Origin of the sequence: Streptomyces sp. NPDC059371, from assembly GCF_042751995.1 — a bacterium.
In the GTDB taxonomy this organism is placed as follows: domain Bacteria; phylum Actinomycetota; class Actinomycetes; order Streptomycetales; family Streptomycetaceae; genus Streptomyces.
The window spans coordinates 78918-96004 of sequence record NZ_JBHYXD010000023.1 but is presented as its reverse complement, the minus strand read 5'-3'; the positions used below and the strand labels follow the sequence as shown (position 1 = coordinate 96004).

Below are 17087 nucleotides of genomic sequence, written 5' to 3'. Positions count from 1 at the left end.
GGGTGGCCGTACGACCACCGGACGGTCCCCGGTCGACTACTTGAGGCGGGTGCCCGTGGAACGCAGGGCGGCGCAGGCCTCGGTCACGCGCTGGGCCATTCCGGCCTCGGCGAGCTTGCCCCAGGTGCGCGGGTCGTACTTCGACTTCGTGCCGACCTCGCCGTCGACCTTCAGGACGCCGTCGTAGTTGCGGAACATGTGGTCCACGACCGGACGGGTGAAGGCGTACTGGGTGTCGGTGTCGAGGTTCATCTTCACGACGCCGTTCTCCAGCGCGGTGGCGATCTCCTCGGCGGTGGAGCCGGAGCCGCCGTGGAAGACGAAGTCGAACGGGCTCGCCTTGCCGTACTTGGCGGCGACACCCTCCTGGAGGTCCTTGAGCAGCTCGGGGCGCAGGACGACGTTGCCCGGCTTGTACACACCGTGCACGTTGCCGAACGAGGCGGCGAGCAGGTAGCGGCCCTTGTCGCCCAGGCCGAGGGCCTCAGCGGTACGCAGCGCGTCGTCGACGGTCGTGTACAGCTCGTCGTTGATCTCGTGGCTGACGCCGTCCTCCTCGCCACCGGTCGGGGTGATCTCGACCTCGAGGATGATCTTCGCGGCGACGGCCTTCGCCAGCAGCTCCTGGCCGATGGCCAGGTTGTCGGCGAGGGTCTCGGCCGAGCCGTCCCACATGTGGGACTGGAACAGCGGGTTCTCGCCCTTGGCGACGCGCGCGGCGGAGATGTCGAGCAGCGGACGTACGTAGCCGTCCAGCTTGTCCTTGGGACAGTGGTCCGTGTGGAGCGCGACCGTGATGTCGTACTTCGCGGCGACGATGTGCGCGAACTCGGCGAGCGCGACGGCGCCCGTGACCATGTCCTTCTTGTGCTGACCGCCCAGGAACTCCGCACCACCGGTGGAGATCTGGATGATGCCGTCGCTCTCGGCCTCCGCGAAGCCGCGCAGCGCAGCGTGCAGGGTCTGGGACGAGGTCACGTTGATGGCCGGGTAGGCGAACTTGCCTGCCTTCGCCCGGTCGAGCATCTCGTTGTAGACCTCGGGGGTTGCGATGGGCATCTGTCCGCTCCTTGTATGTGCGGGTCTGCGTACTGCTGCTGCGGTACGACGGGACTGGTGCTTATGGCCCTGACCTAGGGGGGCGACGTCATCGTCGGCCCCATCTTTCCAGACGCCGCCGGTTACGACAGACACCCCGTCCGACATGCGGGACCCGGCGTTCGGCGGGGTCCCGCGGGAGCGTCGTCAGTCGAGCCCCAACTCGCCCTTGGAGTAGGCGAAGAGGTACGGAACACCGGCGCCGGCCTCGATCTTCTCGGCGGCACCGGTGGCGCGGTCGACGATCGTGGCGACGCCGACGACCTCGGCCCCGGCCTCACGGACGGCCTGGACGGCCTCGAGCGGGGAGCCGCCCGTCGTCGAGGTGTCCTCGACCACGAGGACCCGCCGGCCCTTGATCTCGGGACCCTCGACACGGCGCTGCAGTCCGTGCGCCTTGGCGGCCTTGCGGACGACGAACGCGTCCAGCCTGCGGCCCTTGGCGGCGGCGGCGTGCAGCATCGCCCCGGCGACCGGGTCGGCGCCCATGGTCAGCCCGCCGACCGCGTCGAACTCCAGGCCGGCGGTGAGGTCGAGGAGGACCTGCCCGACGAGCGGGGCGGCCTCGCCGTCGAGCGTGATCCGGCGCAGGTCCACGTAGTAGTCGGCCTCAAGACCCGAGGAGAGGGTCACCTTGCCGTGCACCACGGCCTTGTCCTTGATCTGCTGCAGCAGCGTGCCGCGTACATCACTCATGGAGGCCAGCTTAGAGGCGCCGCCAGCTCCAGGTCGTGGTGGCTTCGAGGGGCTCGATGGGTGTGACCAGCCGGGGGTGCGTGTTGAGCCCGTTCGGCGGACCCGTCTGCGGCTCCACGCACACGGCGGCCTCCTGCTCGTCGTAGACGACGACCCACTGCTCACGGCTCGCGACCTTCAGCTCCAGCCGCCCCGGCCAGGTGAGCGTGACGTCGACGCCCTCCGGCATGCCGAAGCAGTCGTCCCAGGGGCCGGGTGCCGGGTCGAGGCGGCGGCCGGTGGGCAGGTGGTCGTCGCCCCGCTCCTCCTGCCAGGCGGGCAGGAAGTCCACCCGGGCGTCCTCACCGCCGTCCCCCAGGTTCCTGTTGAACCAGGGATGCCAGCCGATCTGCGCCGGGAACGACTCCCCGTACGTCTCCACCGCCATGGTGATCGCCAGGCTGTCCCCGGTGAGGGCGAACGCCTGGGTGACGCGGGCGGGGTGCGGCCAGGGCTCGACCAGGTCGTACGTGATCACGGCCTCGTCCGCGGTGACGCGGGCCCGCTTCCAGGCGCCGTCGCGGGCGGTGCCGTGGATGGCGTGCGGCGGGGAGTTGAGCGGCATCTGCCGGACGGTGGCACCGTCGAGGAACCGGCCGTCGCGGATCCGTCCGCACCACGGAACCATCGGGAAGCACCCGAACTTCGCGCCCTGCCGCAGCAGTTCGACGCCGCCGACCCGCAGACTCCCGACCCGTCCGCCGTTGCCCGGCGTCACGGTCACCTCCGCGTCATCCGCGGTCAGCGTGATGTCTTCGTTACTCACGGAGCCGACCCTACTGGGGCGGGAGCACCGTGTGGTTCCCCCGCCCTCGTCACCGCTCGGGAGCGCCGTGCGATTCCCGCGGCCTCGTCACCGGCTCAACGGCGCTTGCGCAGGGCACGGGTGAGAGCGATCGCCGAGGCCAGCGCCAGGGCCGCCGCGGGGGCCGCCCAGCGGAGGGTGGCTCGTGCGGCGGTGGCCTCCGGCGGGGGGACGGGGGCGTAGCGGCCGCGCGGCGGGGCGTGGTCGACCTCCTCCGCGCTGCGCCCGATCATCGTCCGCCGCGCGTGCGCCGCCTCGGCCATCGCGTCCGCCCGCCTCGGTTCCCCGGTCTCCGCCACGAAGTCCTCCCCGTCGAACTCGTCGTCCTCGCCCTCGGGGCCGAGCGGGGAGGAGGTCACGTCGGCCTCGAATCCGGCCTCGAATCCGGCGTCGGGTTCGGTATCGGGTTCGGTATCGGGTTCGGCGTCGGGCGCGGGCCCGACCTCGGATTCGGCGGCGGCCGCCTGTCCGGCTTCCGGCTCGGGGCCGTCTTCGGCCTCGGCTTCGGCTTCGGCCTCGACACCTGTCTGCGGATCGGGTCCGGGGTCGGTTCCGGGTCCGCCCTCGGATGCCGGGCCGGCTTCAGGCGCTCGTCCGGCCTCGGGGGCCGGTGTGGGCTCGGCCGCGGCCTCGGATCGCGATCCAGTACCGGCATCGGAGCCGGAGCCGGAGCCGGAACCGGAGCCGGAGCCGGAGCTGGAGCCGGGTTGTGAGGCGAGGTCCGCCGCCAGGGCTTCGCCGAAGCGTGTCAGCAGGCGGGTGCCCGCCGAGGCCACGGCGTCGTGCGGGAGTTCCGCCACGCGGCCGTCGCCGGAGGCCGTCCCGCCGAACGCGAGGGTGGTGCCGCCGTCGGTGGGGAGAAGCCGCAGGGTCAGCGCCAGCTTCACCGCACCGCCACCGCGCACCTCCGTGGCGTCGCCCTCGACGGCGTACGAGCCGTCGCCCTGGGCGGAGACACGGAACGCGCCGCGATAGGTGATCGTGTGACCGGCGACGCGGACCTTCAGCCGCCCGGCGACGCTCGCGCCCTGCCCCTGCCCGGCACGCGAGGACCCGTCCGCGTCGACCTGTCCGGTCCCGGAGACAGGCGGCGAGCCCCCGTCGGCCTCCGCCGCGCTGTCGGCCCCGGCCGACGCGTCCTGCTGAAGACCCGGGATCGCGCGGGCGACCCGGACGGGATCGGACAGCACCTCTCGCAGCCGCCCGGCCGGAAACGGAACGAACACCTCATGCTCCATGTCAGCCGAGCCTACCCAGCACGAACCGGAGCGCACCCGCGTATCCCGGGATTCCTGGACCTCCCCCTCAGTCGGTGTACCGCGGATGCACCAGCGTGGAGGGCGGGAGCGGACGGTCCCCGCGACTGCGGGAGGCGGCGCGCGCGTCCGCGGCCAGGGCAGCCTGGGTGAGGGTGCGCAGCCGCGGGCAGGAGGAGTCCAGCCGCAGGGGCGCGGGCGCCCGGGAGGCGAGGATGAATCCCCAGTCGCCCGGGGCACCCGCCGCGCCCGGGGCCCGGCCGCCGACGCGGTAGGGCCTGGTGGACAGGCCCGCCGCCCGGATCGTCGCGTCGACCGTCCAGAACGCCCGGTGCCGGTCGGCCAGCGGCCCGGCGTGGACCACGAGACGCCCGCCGGGCGCGAGCACGCGGCGCGCGAGGCCGTAGAACTCCTGCGAGTACAGCTTGGTGGCGGCGGTGACACAGGGGTCGGGCAGGTCCGAGACGACGACGTCGTACGTCGACCGGTCCAGGCGCAGCCGGCCGAAGACGTCCGCCGTCATCTCGTGGACCCGGGGGTCGTCGTACACGTGATCGTTGAGGGCGGACAGCGCGGCGTCGTGGCGCGCGAGCCGGACCACGTCCGCGTCGGGTTCGACGATGTCGACGCGGCGCACACCGGGGTGGCGCAGCACCTCACGGGCGGCGAGCCCGTCACCGCCGCCGAGGATGAGCACGCGCGCGTGCGGTCCGTTCATCGCGGGGTGGACGAGCGCCTCGTGGTAGCGGCGCTCGTCGCGGCCGCTGAAGCGCAGGCGGCCGTCGAGGAAGAGGCGGAGCGGACGGCCGTGGGTGCCGCCGGCGAGGACGGCCTCCTGGACGCCGGTGCGGAGCGCGACCCGGGCGTCCGCCCCGTACAGGGCGTGCCGCGCCGCCCGTTCGAAGTCGTCGACCAGCATCGCGGCCGAGGCGAGGAGGCCGAGCACGACGACGTTGGCGACGACCAGGGTCCAGCGCGCGCGGCGGGTCAGGTCGCGCCGGAACAGCCCGAGTACGAGGGCGCCGCCGGCGATCACGTTGACCGTTCCGGTCAGCAGGGCGCCGGAGAGCTGGCCGAGCAGGGGCAGCAGCAGGAACGGGAAGGCGAGGCCGCCGACGAGCGCGCCCACGTAGTCCGCCGCGAACAGGTCCGCGACCGCGCCGCCGGGGTCCTGGCGGCGGATGCGTTGTATCAGCTCCATGAGCAGCGGGACCTCGGCGCCGATGAGCAGGCCGATGGTGAGCGAGAAGACCACCAGCAGACAGCGGGGTCCGTCGGCCCACAGACCGCCCCAGCCGCCCGTCCAGGCGAACACCGCGTACAAGGCCATCGCGCTGCACCCGCCGACCAGGGCCAGCATCGCCTCGACGGCGCCGAAACCGGCCGCGGCGCACGGGCGCAGCCGCTTCGCCGCGAGAGAGCCGACGCCCATGGCGAACACCATGACGGAGAGCACGATGGACGCCTGGGTGACCGAGTCGCCGATCAAGTACGAGGCGAGGGCGACGAGTTCGAGCTCGTACACGAGTCCGCAGGCCGCGCAGACGAACACGCCCGCGAGGACGAGGAACCTGCCGATGCCCGGGCGGACGGGCAGCCGCGCCTGGCCCTGGACGCCCCAGGGTGGCGGCACGCCGGGCGGGGCTGGCGCGTGCGGTTCGATCACTCCGTGAACGCTACGTCACGCCGCCACTACGTCTCGTCACCCACACGTGTGGAAACCCTTGCTCTTCCTGGTGTACTGAGTTGACCTGGGCATCTTCCCGGTCCACCGATCCCGAACCCTCGCGCGCGAACCGGGGCCCTCGTCGGGCACACCGAACACGAACCCCCGCCCACACGGAGCACGAACCTCACGCCCACCCCGAGCACGAACCTGACCCCCATCCCGGACACGCCTCCCCGGCCCCATCCCGATCCCGGACATGCCCCCTCGGCCCCACCGCGGACAAGTCCCCTGCGCCCAAGCTCTCTTCGTATCGCCGTCAGACGCCGGACGCGCTGAGGGCTTCCGTCCGTACGCCGACTCGCGTACGTGTCGCGACCAACTGACCGTCCTGCGGGTACGCGTGCCACGTACGCCAGTGGACCTGGCCCTCATGCCGCTGGGCGAGCATCGCCGTGAACGCGTGCGGGCTGCCGGGGAATACACCGGCGAGACCCTGGGGGTGACCGGAGACCAGGGCCAGCAACTCCTGGGCGCGGCCCGCGAAGGAGCCGGGGGACAGGATCTCGACGCGGGCCGCGAACTCGTACTCCCAGTCACCGAACCTCTTCGCGACGCCGAGCGGCAGGGGCGTGCTGCTGCCGGCGATACAGGCGACGGTCTCCGAACAACTGCCCCGCTCCTCCTCCAGAAGGACCTGGTGGGACGCGCCGAGGAGTCTCAACTGGAGTTTCGCATCATCCAGTTCGAGATCGAGAGTGGCGAGGGCCGGCAGCGGTTCGCGGCCCAGCGCCCAGGCGAGATCGGCCGCGCGCGTGTCGGTGTACGAGGTTTTCAGGGTCGTGAGCATGGGTCGGCTCCGCTAGCACGCAAAGGTGAGGTGGGGTTCCTGCGCACCCGGTCAACACCGGGGGAACGGCCCGGCCGGCCCGGCCGGAAGGGCATCCGGCGGACGCGCCCGATAGGACCGTCCGACGGACTTCCGAGGCCTGTCGGCCCAGGGCTGCTTGGTGATGTACCAGGGCCGCTTTGGTGGTTTAGAGGGAATCATGAACTGTGCTGCCGCCACAGCGTTTTTACCCAACTTCGTGGGGTTTCCATCCCCCCGAGGGCTCCACAGCTCAACTGTTCAACGACGACGTGCGCCCGGCGCGCGAACGCGCCCGCCGGCGATGGTCGGCCGACGGGCACGTTTCGCGCGCGAGGACACGCTTCCCTCCGAAATCTCGGACGGGTTCCCTTCCCGGGAGCTCGGATACGTCCCCTCTCGGAGCTCGGGTGCATCCCCTCTCGGAGCTCGGGTGCGTCCCTCTCGGAGCTCGGCTGCCCCGTGTCAGCTGCCTCCGCCGCATCCGCCCCCGCCGCACGAGGACCCGCCTCCGCAGGACGAGCCTCCGCACGACGAATGCCCCCCGCAGGAGTGCCCGCCTCCGTGGTGGCCACCGGACGAGCCGCCGGACGAACAGGACGACGCGGCACCACCCGCACCACCGGCCCACCAACTGCTGTCGCCGCCACCGCCGCTCCGGGAGGAGCGCCGTCCCCTCCGGCCCCCGGCCACGCCCGTGGACGAGCGCCCCTTCCCCTTCTTCCCCCCGCCGAAGATCCCCATGATCACAACGAGCAGGACGACCGCCAGGATGATGCCGATAACCATGGCGTCACCCTCCTTCCGTTCCCCCGAAGCGGCCCCCCGTGGGCCGTGTTTCTCGGTTCCGCCTTGCGTGCCAGGGGGATGCCCCCTCGCTTCCCGCCCCAAAGCAGAGTTGAGGAAGTCCAGAGCATCCAAAAGTGGGACGGTTCCTGACCTGCGCTGAAGTGCGGGGAGCCCCGCAGCGTCAACGCCGGTTCGGTGTGCCGGTTCCTGGAGGCGGAACGGGAACCCAGTCGCTGCCGCGGTGCGCCGGCCACCACTGCCCGATGACGTGGAACTTCTCGTCGAAGTCGCGGTCCCCTTGAAGAAAAGCGGTCATCGGCGCCCGGAGCCGGGTTCGGTGGCCGCCGGCCTCGTACAGCACGACGACCCGGCCGCCCATGACCCGCTCGACGCGGACACTCTGCACGGACGCCCACGGGACGGTGCGGCGGCGGAGGTCGCGCACTCGGGCGGCAGACGGGGTCAACGTGGTCCCGAAGGGTGAAACCACGGACGCCACCAACACGATCCACAGGACAAGGGCCCATACGTCGAACGCCGAAAGGCCGACATCCGCGACCGCCCGCAGGACGGTGCCGGACCACACGCACACGGTCATGAGGAGCAAGGGCGGCACACACTGCCGAATGCCGAGCCGGAAGCGGATCTCCTCCAGGGCCGGGGCCCCGCTCACCTGCGATTCCGTCATGTCCGTCCCGCCTCCCCCGGCCGTACGCGGCCAGCCTGTGCATGATCGCCCGCGCAGCATGCCAGACGCTCACAGCGCGACGGACGTGGGCCGTCCGGGGGTGGCAGGTGTCGGCGGATGACGACAGCCGGCAGCAGCGCCGCCGTGCTCGGAGGTGACGCGCGGTGCGCTTGCGCAGGTGCCGGTCGGCGAAGGTGGGTTGAGGAACTCCGGAGCTTGGGCGGAGGATGGCCGGCATGACCTCCAGTGCGCGCCCCTTTCTGAACCGTCGGCTCGCCGAGTTCGGGACGACGATCTTCGCCGAGATGTCCGCCCTCGCGATGAGCACCGGCTCGATCAACCTCGGACAGGGCTTCCCCGACACCGACGGTCCCGAGGAGATCCGGGAGGCGGCCGTCCGCGCGCTGCGGGACGGACGCGGCAACCAGTACCCGCCGGGTCCGGGCGTCCCCGAGCTGCGCACCGCGATCGCCTCGCACCAGAAACGCCACTACGGCCTGTCGTACGACCCCGACACCGAGGTCCTGGTGACGGCGGGCGCCACCGAGGCGATCGCCGCCGCGCTGCTCGCGCTCCTGGAACCCGGCGACGAGGTGATCGCCCTGGAGCCGTACTACGACTCGTACGCGGCCTCGATCGCCATGGCGGGCGGGACGCGCGTACCCGTGACGCTGCGCCCCGACGAGACCGGCGACGACGGGGACGGTCACCGGCGTTTCCGGCTCGACCTCGACGAGCTGCGCGACGCCGTCACCGGGCGGACGCGGCTGCTGCTGATCAACACCCCGCACAACCCGACCGGCACCGTCCTCACGCGCGCGGAGCTGACGGAGATCGCGCGGATCGCCGTCGAACGGGATCTGCTCGTGGTGACGGACGAGGTCTACGAACACCTCGTCTTCGACGACGCCGAGCACGTGCCACTGGCGTCGCTGCCGGGGATGCGCGAGCGGACGGTCACCATCGGCAGCGCGGGCAAGACGTTCTCGTTCACCGGCTGGAAGGTGGGCTGGGTGACCGCGCCCCCGGCCCTGGTCGGCGCCGTACGGTCGGCGAAGCAGTTCCTGACGTACGTGGCGTCGGGACCCTTCCAGTACGCCGTCGCCGAGGCGCTCGCGCTGCCGGACGCGTACTTCGAGGACTTCCGCGCGGACATGCTGCGCAAGCGGGACGTGCTGGCGGCGGGTCTCACCGAGGCGGGCTTCGCCGTCTTCCGGCCGCGGGGAACGTACTTCATCACCACCGACATCCGGCCGCTCGGCGAGACGGACGGCTTCGCGTTCTGCCGCGCCCTGCCCGAACGCGCGGGCGTCGTGGCCATCCCGAACGCCGTCTTCTACGACCACCGCGAGGCGGGCGCACCGTTCGTACGGTTCGCGTTCTGCAAGCGGGACGAGGTGCTCCAGGAAGCCGCCGGGCGACTGCGTCGTCTCGCGTCCTGAACTCCGCCGGTCGGCCCGGGGGTGGGGACCTGGGCCGACCGGACGCAGGCGGCTTCCGTGCGTCAGTGGAAAGCCCAGGCCAGGGCCACGGCGGTGGTGAGGGTGAGCAGGGCGGGGCCGAGGGGGAGGCCGCGGGCTCGGCGGTCGGTCGCTTCGGTGGGACGCAGTTCGGGGTGGTGGCGGAGCGCGTTGACCTCCCGGGCCATGCGGGCACAGGAGGGGTCGAGGCCGAAGCGTCGTTCCAGTTTCGGCATTCCGAGGCCGGGCAGCCGCCAGTCGGTGCCGTCCGGGAGCCTGGTCTCCACGCTCCCTTCCTTGGTGTACCGGACCGGCCGCAGACGGTCCCACGGCACATGCCGTACCTTCCACACCCCGGTCAGCCACACCCCGGAACTGTCGGCGGTGACACGCCAGTTGATCAGCTCCGCGGCGGTCCCGAGCCAGGTCAGCAGGCAGAGCAGGAAGAAGACCCCCGGCACGTCGATCCCGTCCGTCACCAGAGAGCGGGTGTCGACGGCCACACCCGCGATCATGCTCAGGGCCAGGGCCGCACCACCGGCGCGCGCCAGGGCGCCGGGTCCCCAGCTCAGCGGGCGTCCTGTCGTGATCAGCGTCGCGGGGACCGGGGCGGCGGCGGCGCGGGCCTCGGCGGTCGCGGTGTCCGCCTCCGGGTGCGGGGCGCGCCCCGGTTTCCTTCCGGGGTAGGGCATGCGGACGGAGCCGCTCGTACGGAGGAGGGCCGGCTCGGCTTTCCTGAACGTGGTGACGAGCAGCAACTCACCACCGTCGTACGGAGAACCGAACAGGAGGGCCTCGCGCGGCCGCGCGGCCCACGAGAACAGTGCTTCCGGATCCGGATCCGGATCCGGGGCCGAGGTCGAGGTCGAGTGCGAGGTCGAGGTCGAGGTCGAGGTCGAGGTCGAGTGCGAGTGCGAGTGCGAGGAGTCCTGGTCCCGGTCGTCGGCGGCTGAGCGCCACGGGCCCCGCTCGTTCGTGCCGGGAGCGTCGGCGACGAAATTCGCGCCCAGAACAGGGAGGCGCGCGGCGGTGTCGTCACCCGCGTAGATCCAGACCAGGCCGTCGTCGTCCATGCGTTCCACGACCCGCAGGACCGGAACCGGCCCCCGGCGCAGCGCGGCGGCCCGGCGGCGGGCGAGCAGACCGGTGACGAGCAGGGAGAGCCCGGGGAGACCGGCGGCCAGTACCCCGAACTGCGGGCCCATCGCGTCGTACGGCTCGGAGGCCAGGCGCCGCCACGAGCCGTCCTCCAGCACGGTCACGGCGGACCCGGTGCGATGGTCCTCCGGGTAGAGCGAGTCGAGCGTCAGCCGCCGCCCGTCGTCGGTACGGACCCGGACCGACTCGTCGTTCCCGCCGGCCACCTTCGCCACGGTACGGACCGCACGCTCCGCGTGCCGTTCGTCGTCCCGGATGCCCGAGAGTCCCTGAGCCACGAAGAACGCGGCGACCGCGACAAGGACCAGCCCGGCCGCGATCGGGATCATTCCGCGGCGCAGAGGCGCGAGGGGTTCGGGAAGCGGGTGCTGTACACCCGCGGCGCCCGCCACCAGGTCGCGCTGCCGGCGACGGGCGGCGAGTCGTTCACGGGCGGCGGCCCATCCGAATGCCAGGGCGCCGAGGACGCAGAGGTTCGCGGCGAGGGAGTCCGGGCCCGCGTCCGGCAGTTCCAGCCGGGCCACGACGACCGCCAGCGCGGGGGCCGCGACCAGCGTCAGTTCCGGCAGCCGGGCGAGCCAGTACAGCAGACCCGCGGCCAGGCCCACCTCCACCATGCCCGGCCAGTCCGCACCGCAGGGCGCGGCATCGGTGCACGGCGGTTCCGGCGCCGCCGCGATCGCCCACACGACGGTGATCAGCAGCGCCAGGACGGACCAGAGGGGGCGCGCCCAGGGGGCGTGGCGGAGGTGCGACCACCGGGCCGCTTCCTCGGAGGACCAGACGGGTGCGTCCGCGGGCGCGGTGCAGGACGAGATCGGGGCCGGTATCGGGGCGGGGGTCTGTGACACGCGAGGATTATGCGGCACCGCCGTCCACGCGCCACGGCCCGGTGGCGGCAATGTTCCGGGCCGGGAAGTGCCTGAGGGCAGCAGCTCCGGGAGTCCCCGGAAGGGTCCGGGAGGGTCCGGGAGGGTCCGGGAGGGTCCGGAAGTCCCCGGAAGGGTTGCAGTTGGCATCGACAAGAATACGGAACCCGGAACCCGGGGGACTTTCCCGGGGCAGTACCTCCAGCGGGCTCGGGACCAATCCCGAGAAGGCGTCCCGGAGCCGTCGGGGAGCCGGCCGGCCCGGCCGTCTAGCACCGCCCGCACCCCCCGCGCGGGCGGCGCGCCGGAGGTCCCGCAACGGAACCCGCACGGACGATCAAAGCTCGCGAATACCCCGTGCGGAACGCACAGTTCGGGGTGTGACCCACCCGACCACCCTCGCTCGCCCCGCTCCCCCGGAGCCCGGCGACCGTGCCGTCCGGCCCTCCCGCCCCTCCCGCTCCTCCCGCGCCGCACGCAGCCTGCCGTCCGCCGCGATCACGGCGCTCGGGGTGTTCGCGGCCGCGCGCCTGGCCGGACTCCTCGTGCTCGCCGGGACCGCCTGGGCCACCGGAAGACACCCGGTCGCCCTCCTCGCCCGGTCCTGGGACTCGAACTGGTATCTGGGGATCGCCGCGCACGGCTACGGCAGGACGCTCTACTTCCATCCCACCGTGATCCACAGCGACCTCGCGTTCTTCCCGCTCTACCCGGCCCTCGTACGGGCGGTCACCACGCTGACGCCGCTGACCGGGGGCTCGGCGGGCCTGCTGGTCTCCTGGACCGCGGCGGCCGCCGCCGCCTGCGGGGTGTACGCGATCGGGGCCCGGCTGCACGGCCGTGCGGTCGGTACGGCGCTGGTGCTGCTGTGGGGTCTGCTGCCGCACTCGGTGGTGCTGTCGATGGCGTACACCGAGCCCGTGCTGACCGCGTTCGCCGCCTGGTCGCTGTACGCGGTGCTCGACGGGCGCTGGCTGTGGGCCGGCTCGCTGGCCGCGCTCGCGGGGCTGGCCAGGCCGAACGGCTTCGCGGTGGCCGCGGCGGTCCTCGTGGCGGCGGCGCACGAGATCTGCCGGAGCCGCGGAAAAGTTTCCCACAGGGTGTGGACGGGCGCCGCGCTCGCGCCGGTGGGCTGGACCGGCTATGTGCTGTGGGTGGGCCACCGCGAGGGCGACTGGCTGCGCGGCTACTTCCAGGTGCAGCGGCTGTGGGGCTCGCGCTTCGACCTCGGCAAGGGGTCGCTCCACCTCGTCAAGCGCCTGCTGCTGCACGGCGACCGGTTCGTGTTCCCGATGACCATGGTGATCGTCGCCGCGGCCGTGCTCCTGTACCTGCTGCTGATCGCGGACCGCGCGCCCCTGCCGCTGCTCGTCCACAGCGGCATCCTGCTGCTCATCGCGGTGGGCGGCTCGGGATTCTTCGAGTCGAAGCCGCGCTTCCTGCTCCCGGCGTTCCCGCTGCTGCTGCCGCTGGCCCGCGCCCTGGTGCGAACGGCGAGAGCCCGGCCCTGGCACGCGACCCTCGTGGTCGGTGCCCTGGCCGGGCTCTCGTTCGTCTACGGCGCCTATCTGGTCGTGATCGCGCACACCCCGCTCTAGGACGTCGTGTCCCAGGGGTCGGTGCGCGCGGCGAACCCGGAGCGCCGCCGGGAGGACGGGCCCTGCGGGGAGGACGGGCCTACTCTTCCTCGTCGTCCCCGGGCTTGTCCGTCTCGTTGATCTCCTGCTCCAGGCCGAGCTGCTCGACGAGCCACTTGTCGAACTCGATGGCGGCGCGGACCCAGCTCACCGTGGAGGACACGAAGTGCTCCAGGCTGACGCCGGTGCCGATCAGCATCTGCGCCTCGCCGATCAGGCGGACGGTGCCGTCGTCGTGGGTGTGGCTGTAGACCTTGGGCCACAGCGTGCGGCGGTTCCAGTCGTCGATCGACTCGAGGAGCGCGGGCTTCTCCTCGAGCTGGTGCGGCCGGTCGTAGAACGTCCGCACCGAGAAGACCTGCTGGTCACCCTCGCCGCGGAACATGAAGTACGTACGGAACTCCTCCCACGGCGCCGCGAGGTCACCCTCGTCGTCGACGACGTACTTCAGCTCCATCTGCTCCAGGAGCTGCTTCACGAGGTCCTGATCCGGGACCACGGGGCCGGCGGGGCCGCCGGACTGCGGCTCGGGCTGGCCCCCGAAATTCGGAATCGAGGACGGGTCGATGCTCACCGTGTATTTCCCTTCGTACGGATGCTGCCATCCTCTCTCATGCGGGCAGGGGAGTGGCAACCTCTGGCGGGCCTGTCCTCCGGTGGCTGACAAGATCCGGTCACGTCCGGGCATCGGCGCGGCAAAGGGAGAGGGCCCGCGCCGGATACGCCGCGGACCCCTCCCTGCCGGATTCGGATGCCGGTTACAACGTCTTGCCCGTGGCCGGCCCCACGATCAGGCCGTCGCCGAAGGCGTCCACCCGGACGGTGTCGCCGTCCTTGACCTCGCCCGCCAGGATCTCCTTCGCCAGCCGGTCGCCGATGGCGGTCTGGATGAGGCGCCGCAGCGGGCGCGCTCCGTACGCCGGGTCGTTGCCCTCCTCGGCGAGCCAGGCCAGCGCCGCGTCGGTGACCTCCAGGGTGAGCCGCCGCTCGGCGAGCCGCCGCGCCAGGGAGTCGATCTGGAGGCGCGCGATGCGCTCCAGCTCCCGCTGGTCGAGGGCGGAGAAGACCACGAGGTCGTCCAGCCGGTTCAGGAACTCCGGCTTGAAGGACGCCCGGACGACCTCCAGGACCTGCCGCCTGCGCTCCTCCTCGGAGGCCGACGGATCGGCGAGGCTCTGCCCGCTCAGGAACTGGCTGCCCAGGTTCGAGGTGAGGATCAGGATGGTGTTGCGGAAGTCGACCGTCCGTCCCTGACCGTCCGTCAGCCGCCCGTCGTCCAGCACCTGGAGCAGGATGTCGAAGACCTCCGGGTGCGCCTTCTCCACCTCGTCGAGCAGGATCACGCTGTACGGGCGGCGGCGCACCGCCTCGGTGAGCTGACCGCCCTCCTCGTAGCCGACGTACCCGGGAGGCGCGCCGACCAGCCGGGCCACGCTGTGCTTCTCGCCGTACTCCGACATGTCGATGCGGATCATCGCCCGCTCGTCGTCGAAGAGGAAGTCGGCGAGCGCCTTGGCGAGTTCGGTCTTGCCGACGCCGGTCGGGCCGAGGAAGAGGAAGGAGCCGGTGGGCCGGTCCGGGTCGGCGATCCCGGCGCGGGTGCGCCGCACGGCGTCGGACACCGCCCCCACGGCCTCGGTCTGGCCGATCAGACGACGGCCCAGCTCCGCCTCCATGCGCAGCAGTTTCTGCGTCTCGCCCTCCAGGAGGCGGCCGGCGGGGATGCCGGTCCAGGCGCCGACGACGTCCGCGATGTCGTCCGGTCCGACCTCCTCCTTCACCATGGTGTCCTTGGTGACCTCCTCCTCGGCCTGCGAGGCCTCCTCCAAGTCCCTTTCCAGAGTGGGGATCTCGCCGTAGAGCAGTTTGGAGGCGGTGTCGAAGTCGCCGTCGCGCTGCGCGCGTTCGGCCTGACCGCGCAGCTCGTCGAGCTTCTCCTTCAGTTCACCGACGCGGTTGAGGGACTGCTTCTCCTTCTCCCAGCGGGCGTTGAGACCGCGCAGCTCCTCCTCCTTGTCGGCGAGGTCGCGGCGCAGTCTCTCCAGGCGCTCCCTGCTGGCGGGGTCCGTCTCCTTGCCGATCGCCAGCTCCTCCATCTTCAGCCGGTCGACGACACGCTGGAGCTCGTCGATCTCGACCGGGGAGGAGTCGATCTCCATGCGCAGCCGTGAGGCCGCCTCGTCGACGAGGTCGATGGCCTTGTCGGGGAGGAAGCGGGAGGTGATGTAGCGGTCGGACAGGCTCGCGGCGGCCACCAGGGCCGAGTCGGCGATCTGGACCTTGTGGTGCGCCTCGTAGCGGCCCTTGAGTCCGCGCAGGATGGCGATGGTGTCCTCGACGGTCGGCTCGGCGACCAGCACCTGCTGGAAGCGCCGCTCCAGCGCCGGGTCCTTCTCGATCCGCTCGCGGTACTCGTCCAGCGTGGTCGCGCCGACCATGCGCAGCTCACCGCGGGCGAGCATCGGCTTGAGCATGTTGCCGGCGTCCATGGCGGAGTCGCCGCCCGCTCCGGCGCCGACGACGGTGTGCAGCTCGTCGATGAAGGTGATGATCTGCCCGTCGGAGTCCTTGATCTCCGCGAGCACGGTCTTCAGGCGCTCCTCGAACTCGCCCCGGTACTTCGCGCCGGCCACCATCGCGCCCAGGTCGAGCGAGACGAGCCGCTTGTTCTTCAGGGACTCCGGTACGTCGCCCTTCACGATCCGCTGGGCGAGCCCCTCGACGACGGCGGTCTTGCCGACGCCGGGCTCGCCAATGAGGACGGGGTTGTTCTTCGTACGGCGGGACAGGACCTGCACCACCCTGCGGATCTCGTGGTCCCGGCCGATAACGGGGTCGAGCCTGCCCTCGCGGGCCGCGGCGGTGAAGTCCGTGCCGAACTTTTCGAGCGCCTTGTACTGGCCCTCGGGATCCGCGGTCGTCACCCGGCGCCCTCCCCGTGTCTTCTGGAACGCGTCCAGCAGCTTCTTCGCACTGGCGCCCTGCTGGGAGAGTACGTCGCCGACCGTCCCGCCCTTGGCGGCGATGCCGATGAGCAGGTGCTCCGTGGAGATGAACTCGTCGCCCAGTTCCCTGGCCCGCTCGGCGGCGTCGGCGATGACCGCGAGCGTCTCGCGGTTCGGCTGCGGGGGCGCGACGGTCGAGCCGGTCACGCTGGGCAGGCCGGCGAGCACCCGTTCGGTGGCGGAGCGGACCGAGGCCTGATCGGCTTCCACGGCCGCCAGCAGATCGATGAGGTTCTCGTTGTCCTGCCCCTCGAGCAGAGCGAGCAGCAGGTGGGCGGGGGTGAGGTCCGGGTGCCCCTCCCGCACCGCGCGGTTGCTTGCCGCGTTGATCGCGTCCCGGCTCCTGTTGGTCAGCTCGGCGTCCACGTTCGCGTTCTCCTCCTCCTGGTGTCCGACTGTTCCCTGACTCGTCCAGCGTACACAAAGTTGAGTCTATTCCACTCAAGGCTGCAAGGACGGGAAATCGGACGCCCACCAGGCGTAGATTCAGGCCTCATGGCTTCCTATCCGGTGGACCCGCGGCAGCCCGACGCCGCCTACCTGAGCTTCTGGCGCGAGCGCCATCTGTGCACACTGACCACCCCGCGGCCCGACGGAAGCCCGCACGTGGTGCCCGTCGGCGTTACATACGACCCCGAGGCCGGTCTCGCTCGGGTCATCACGAACAAGTCGAGCAGAAAGGTGGCCCACGTCCTGGCGGCCGGGCCGGACGGGGCGCGAGTGGCGGTCTGCCAGGTGGCCGGCGCGCGCTGGGCGACGCTGGAGGGGCGGGCGCGGGTCACCACGGACCCGGAGCGCGTCGCGGAGGCGGTACGGCGCTACGCGGAACGCTACGAGCGCATGCCGTCGCCGAACCCGTCCCGGGTGGCGATCGAGATCGAACTCACGGCGGCGATGGGCCGCGGATGAGACCGCCGACGGGCATCCCACGGCCGGCGGCGCCCCGGGAGCGGACGGGCTCAAACCCGGAGATTTCCCCGGAAACTGCAGCCGGGGGGGGGCGGGGGGCAGGGAGCCTGGGGCCCCCCCCCCGCGGCCGAAGAGCGCCCGACA

The 17087-nt window shown here is 72.0% G+C and carries 13 protein-coding genes; 3 read left to right on the top strand and 10 right to left on the bottom strand.

All coding sequences use genetic code 11. From position 1 onward, the window contains the following. Window positions 1–36: 36 nt before the first annotated feature. The 7 genes from fbaA to ACFXGX_RS16215 form a co-directional block, all read right to left on the bottom strand. Window positions 37–1059, bottom strand: a complete 1023-nt coding sequence (gene fbaA, locus ACFXGX_RS16245) for a class II fructose-bisphosphate aldolase (protein ID WP_384790686.1) — start codon at window positions 1057–1059, stop codon at window positions 37–39. 186 nt (window positions 1060–1245) lie between these two features. After that, entirely contained in the window at window positions 1246–1794 is a 549-nt protein-coding gene (pyrE, locus tag ACFXGX_RS16240) for an orotate phosphoribosyltransferase (protein WP_384790683.1), read from the bottom strand. Between the two features lie 10 nt (window positions 1795–1804). After that, window positions 1805–2599, bottom strand: a complete 795-nt coding sequence (locus ACFXGX_RS16235; protein WP_355768364.1) for an aldose 1-epimerase — start codon at window positions 2597–2599, stop codon at window positions 1805–1807. A 95-nt stretch (window positions 2600–2694) separates the two neighbouring features. After that, on the bottom strand, window positions 2695–3876 hold the full coding sequence (locus tag ACFXGX_RS16230) for a carbon monoxide dehydrogenase (protein WP_384790680.1): 1182 nt from the start codon (window positions 3874–3876) through the stop codon (window positions 2695–2697). A 67-nt stretch (window positions 3877–3943) separates the two neighbouring features. Beyond that, window positions 3944–5560: a polyamine aminopropyltransferase gene (locus tag ACFXGX_RS16225; RefSeq protein ID WP_384790677.1), complete on the bottom strand. Its 1617-nt coding sequence runs from the start codon at window positions 5558–5560 to the stop codon at window positions 3944–3946. A gap of 319 nt (window positions 5561–5879) precedes the next feature. Next, the gene (locus ACFXGX_RS16220; RefSeq protein WP_382783740.1) at window positions 5880–6410 is read right to left on the bottom strand and encodes a DUF2617 family protein; all 531 of its coding nucleotides are present in this window, start codon (window positions 6408–6410) and stop codon (window positions 5880–5882) included. A 988-nt stretch (window positions 6411–7398) separates the two neighbouring features. Next, window positions 7399–7905, bottom strand: a complete 507-nt coding sequence (locus ACFXGX_RS16215) for a hypothetical protein (protein WP_384790674.1) — start codon at window positions 7903–7905, stop codon at window positions 7399–7401. A 227-nt stretch (window positions 7906–8132) separates the two neighbouring features. Here ACFXGX_RS16215 and ACFXGX_RS16210 point away from each other — a divergent pair, with 227 nt between their 5' ends. Then, on the top strand, window positions 8133–9347 hold the full coding sequence (locus tag ACFXGX_RS16210; RefSeq protein ID WP_384790671.1) for a pyridoxal phosphate-dependent aminotransferase: 1215 nt from the start codon (window positions 8133–8135) through the stop codon (window positions 9345–9347). 62 nt (window positions 9348–9409) lie between these two features. Here the strand turns inward: ACFXGX_RS16210 and ACFXGX_RS16205 are convergent, their stop codons facing one another. Continuing rightward, a complete protein-coding gene (locus tag ACFXGX_RS16205; RefSeq protein ID WP_384790668.1) occupies window positions 9410–11374 on the bottom strand; it encodes a hypothetical protein in 1965 nt (654 codons plus the stop codon). A gap of 398 nt (window positions 11375–11772) precedes the next feature. Here ACFXGX_RS16205 and ACFXGX_RS16200 point away from each other — a divergent pair, with 398 nt between their 5' ends. Then, window positions 11773–12990 (top strand): hypothetical protein, encoded by a 1218-nt coding sequence (locus tag ACFXGX_RS16200; protein ID WP_384790665.1) that lies wholly within the window; start codon window positions 11773–11775, stop codon window positions 12988–12990. Between the two features lie 79 nt (window positions 12991–13069). Here ACFXGX_RS16200 and ACFXGX_RS16195 read toward each other — a convergent pair whose 3' ends face one another. Both ACFXGX_RS16195 and clpB read right to left on the bottom strand, forming a co-directional pair. Continuing rightward, entirely contained in the window at window positions 13070–13603 is a 534-nt protein-coding gene (locus ACFXGX_RS16195) for a YbjN domain-containing protein (protein WP_355768340.1), read from the bottom strand. Between the two features lie 184 nt (window positions 13604–13787). Beyond that, window positions 13788–16400, bottom strand: coding sequence for an ATP-dependent chaperone ClpB (clpB, locus tag ACFXGX_RS16190; RefSeq protein WP_384790660.1), 2613 nt, complete (start codon window positions 16398–16400; stop codon window positions 13788–13790). 129 nt (window positions 16401–16529) lie between these two features. Between clpB and ACFXGX_RS16185 the strand changes: the two genes are divergently transcribed. After that, window positions 16530–16943: a pyridoxamine 5'-phosphate oxidase family protein gene (locus ACFXGX_RS16185; RefSeq protein ID WP_384790657.1), complete on the top strand. Its 414-nt coding sequence runs from the start codon at window positions 16530–16532 to the stop codon at window positions 16941–16943. Window positions 16944–17087 lie beyond the last annotated feature (144 nt).

Excerpts from the sequence above, each read along its gene's own strand:
- fbaA (WP_384790686.1), bottom strand. The coding sequence starts at position 1,059 with ATGCCCATCGCAACCCCCGAGGTCTACAACGAGATGCTCGACCGGGCG.
- pyrE (WP_384790683.1), bottom strand. The coding sequence starts at position 1,794 with ATGAGTGATGTACGCGGCACGCTGCTGCAGCAGATCAAGGACAAGGCC.
- ACFXGX_RS16230 (WP_384790680.1), bottom strand. The coding sequence starts at position 3,876 with ATGGAGCATGAGGTGTTCGTTCCGTTTCCGGCCGGGCGGCTGCGAGAG.
- ACFXGX_RS16220 (WP_382783740.1), bottom strand. The coding sequence starts at position 6,410 with ATGCTCACGACCCTGAAAACCTCGTACACCGACACGCGCGCGGCCGAT.
- ACFXGX_RS16215 (WP_384790674.1), bottom strand. The coding sequence starts at position 7,905 with ATGACGGAATCGCAGGTGAGCGGGGCCCCGGCCCTGGAGGAGATCCGC.
- ACFXGX_RS16210 (WP_384790671.1), top strand. The coding sequence starts at position 8,133 with ATGGCCGGCATGACCTCCAGTGCGCGCCCCTTTCTGAACCGTCGGCTC.
- ACFXGX_RS16185 (WP_384790657.1), top strand. The coding sequence starts at position 16,530 with ATGGCTTCCTATCCGGTGGACCCGCGGCAGCCCGACGCCGCCTACCTG.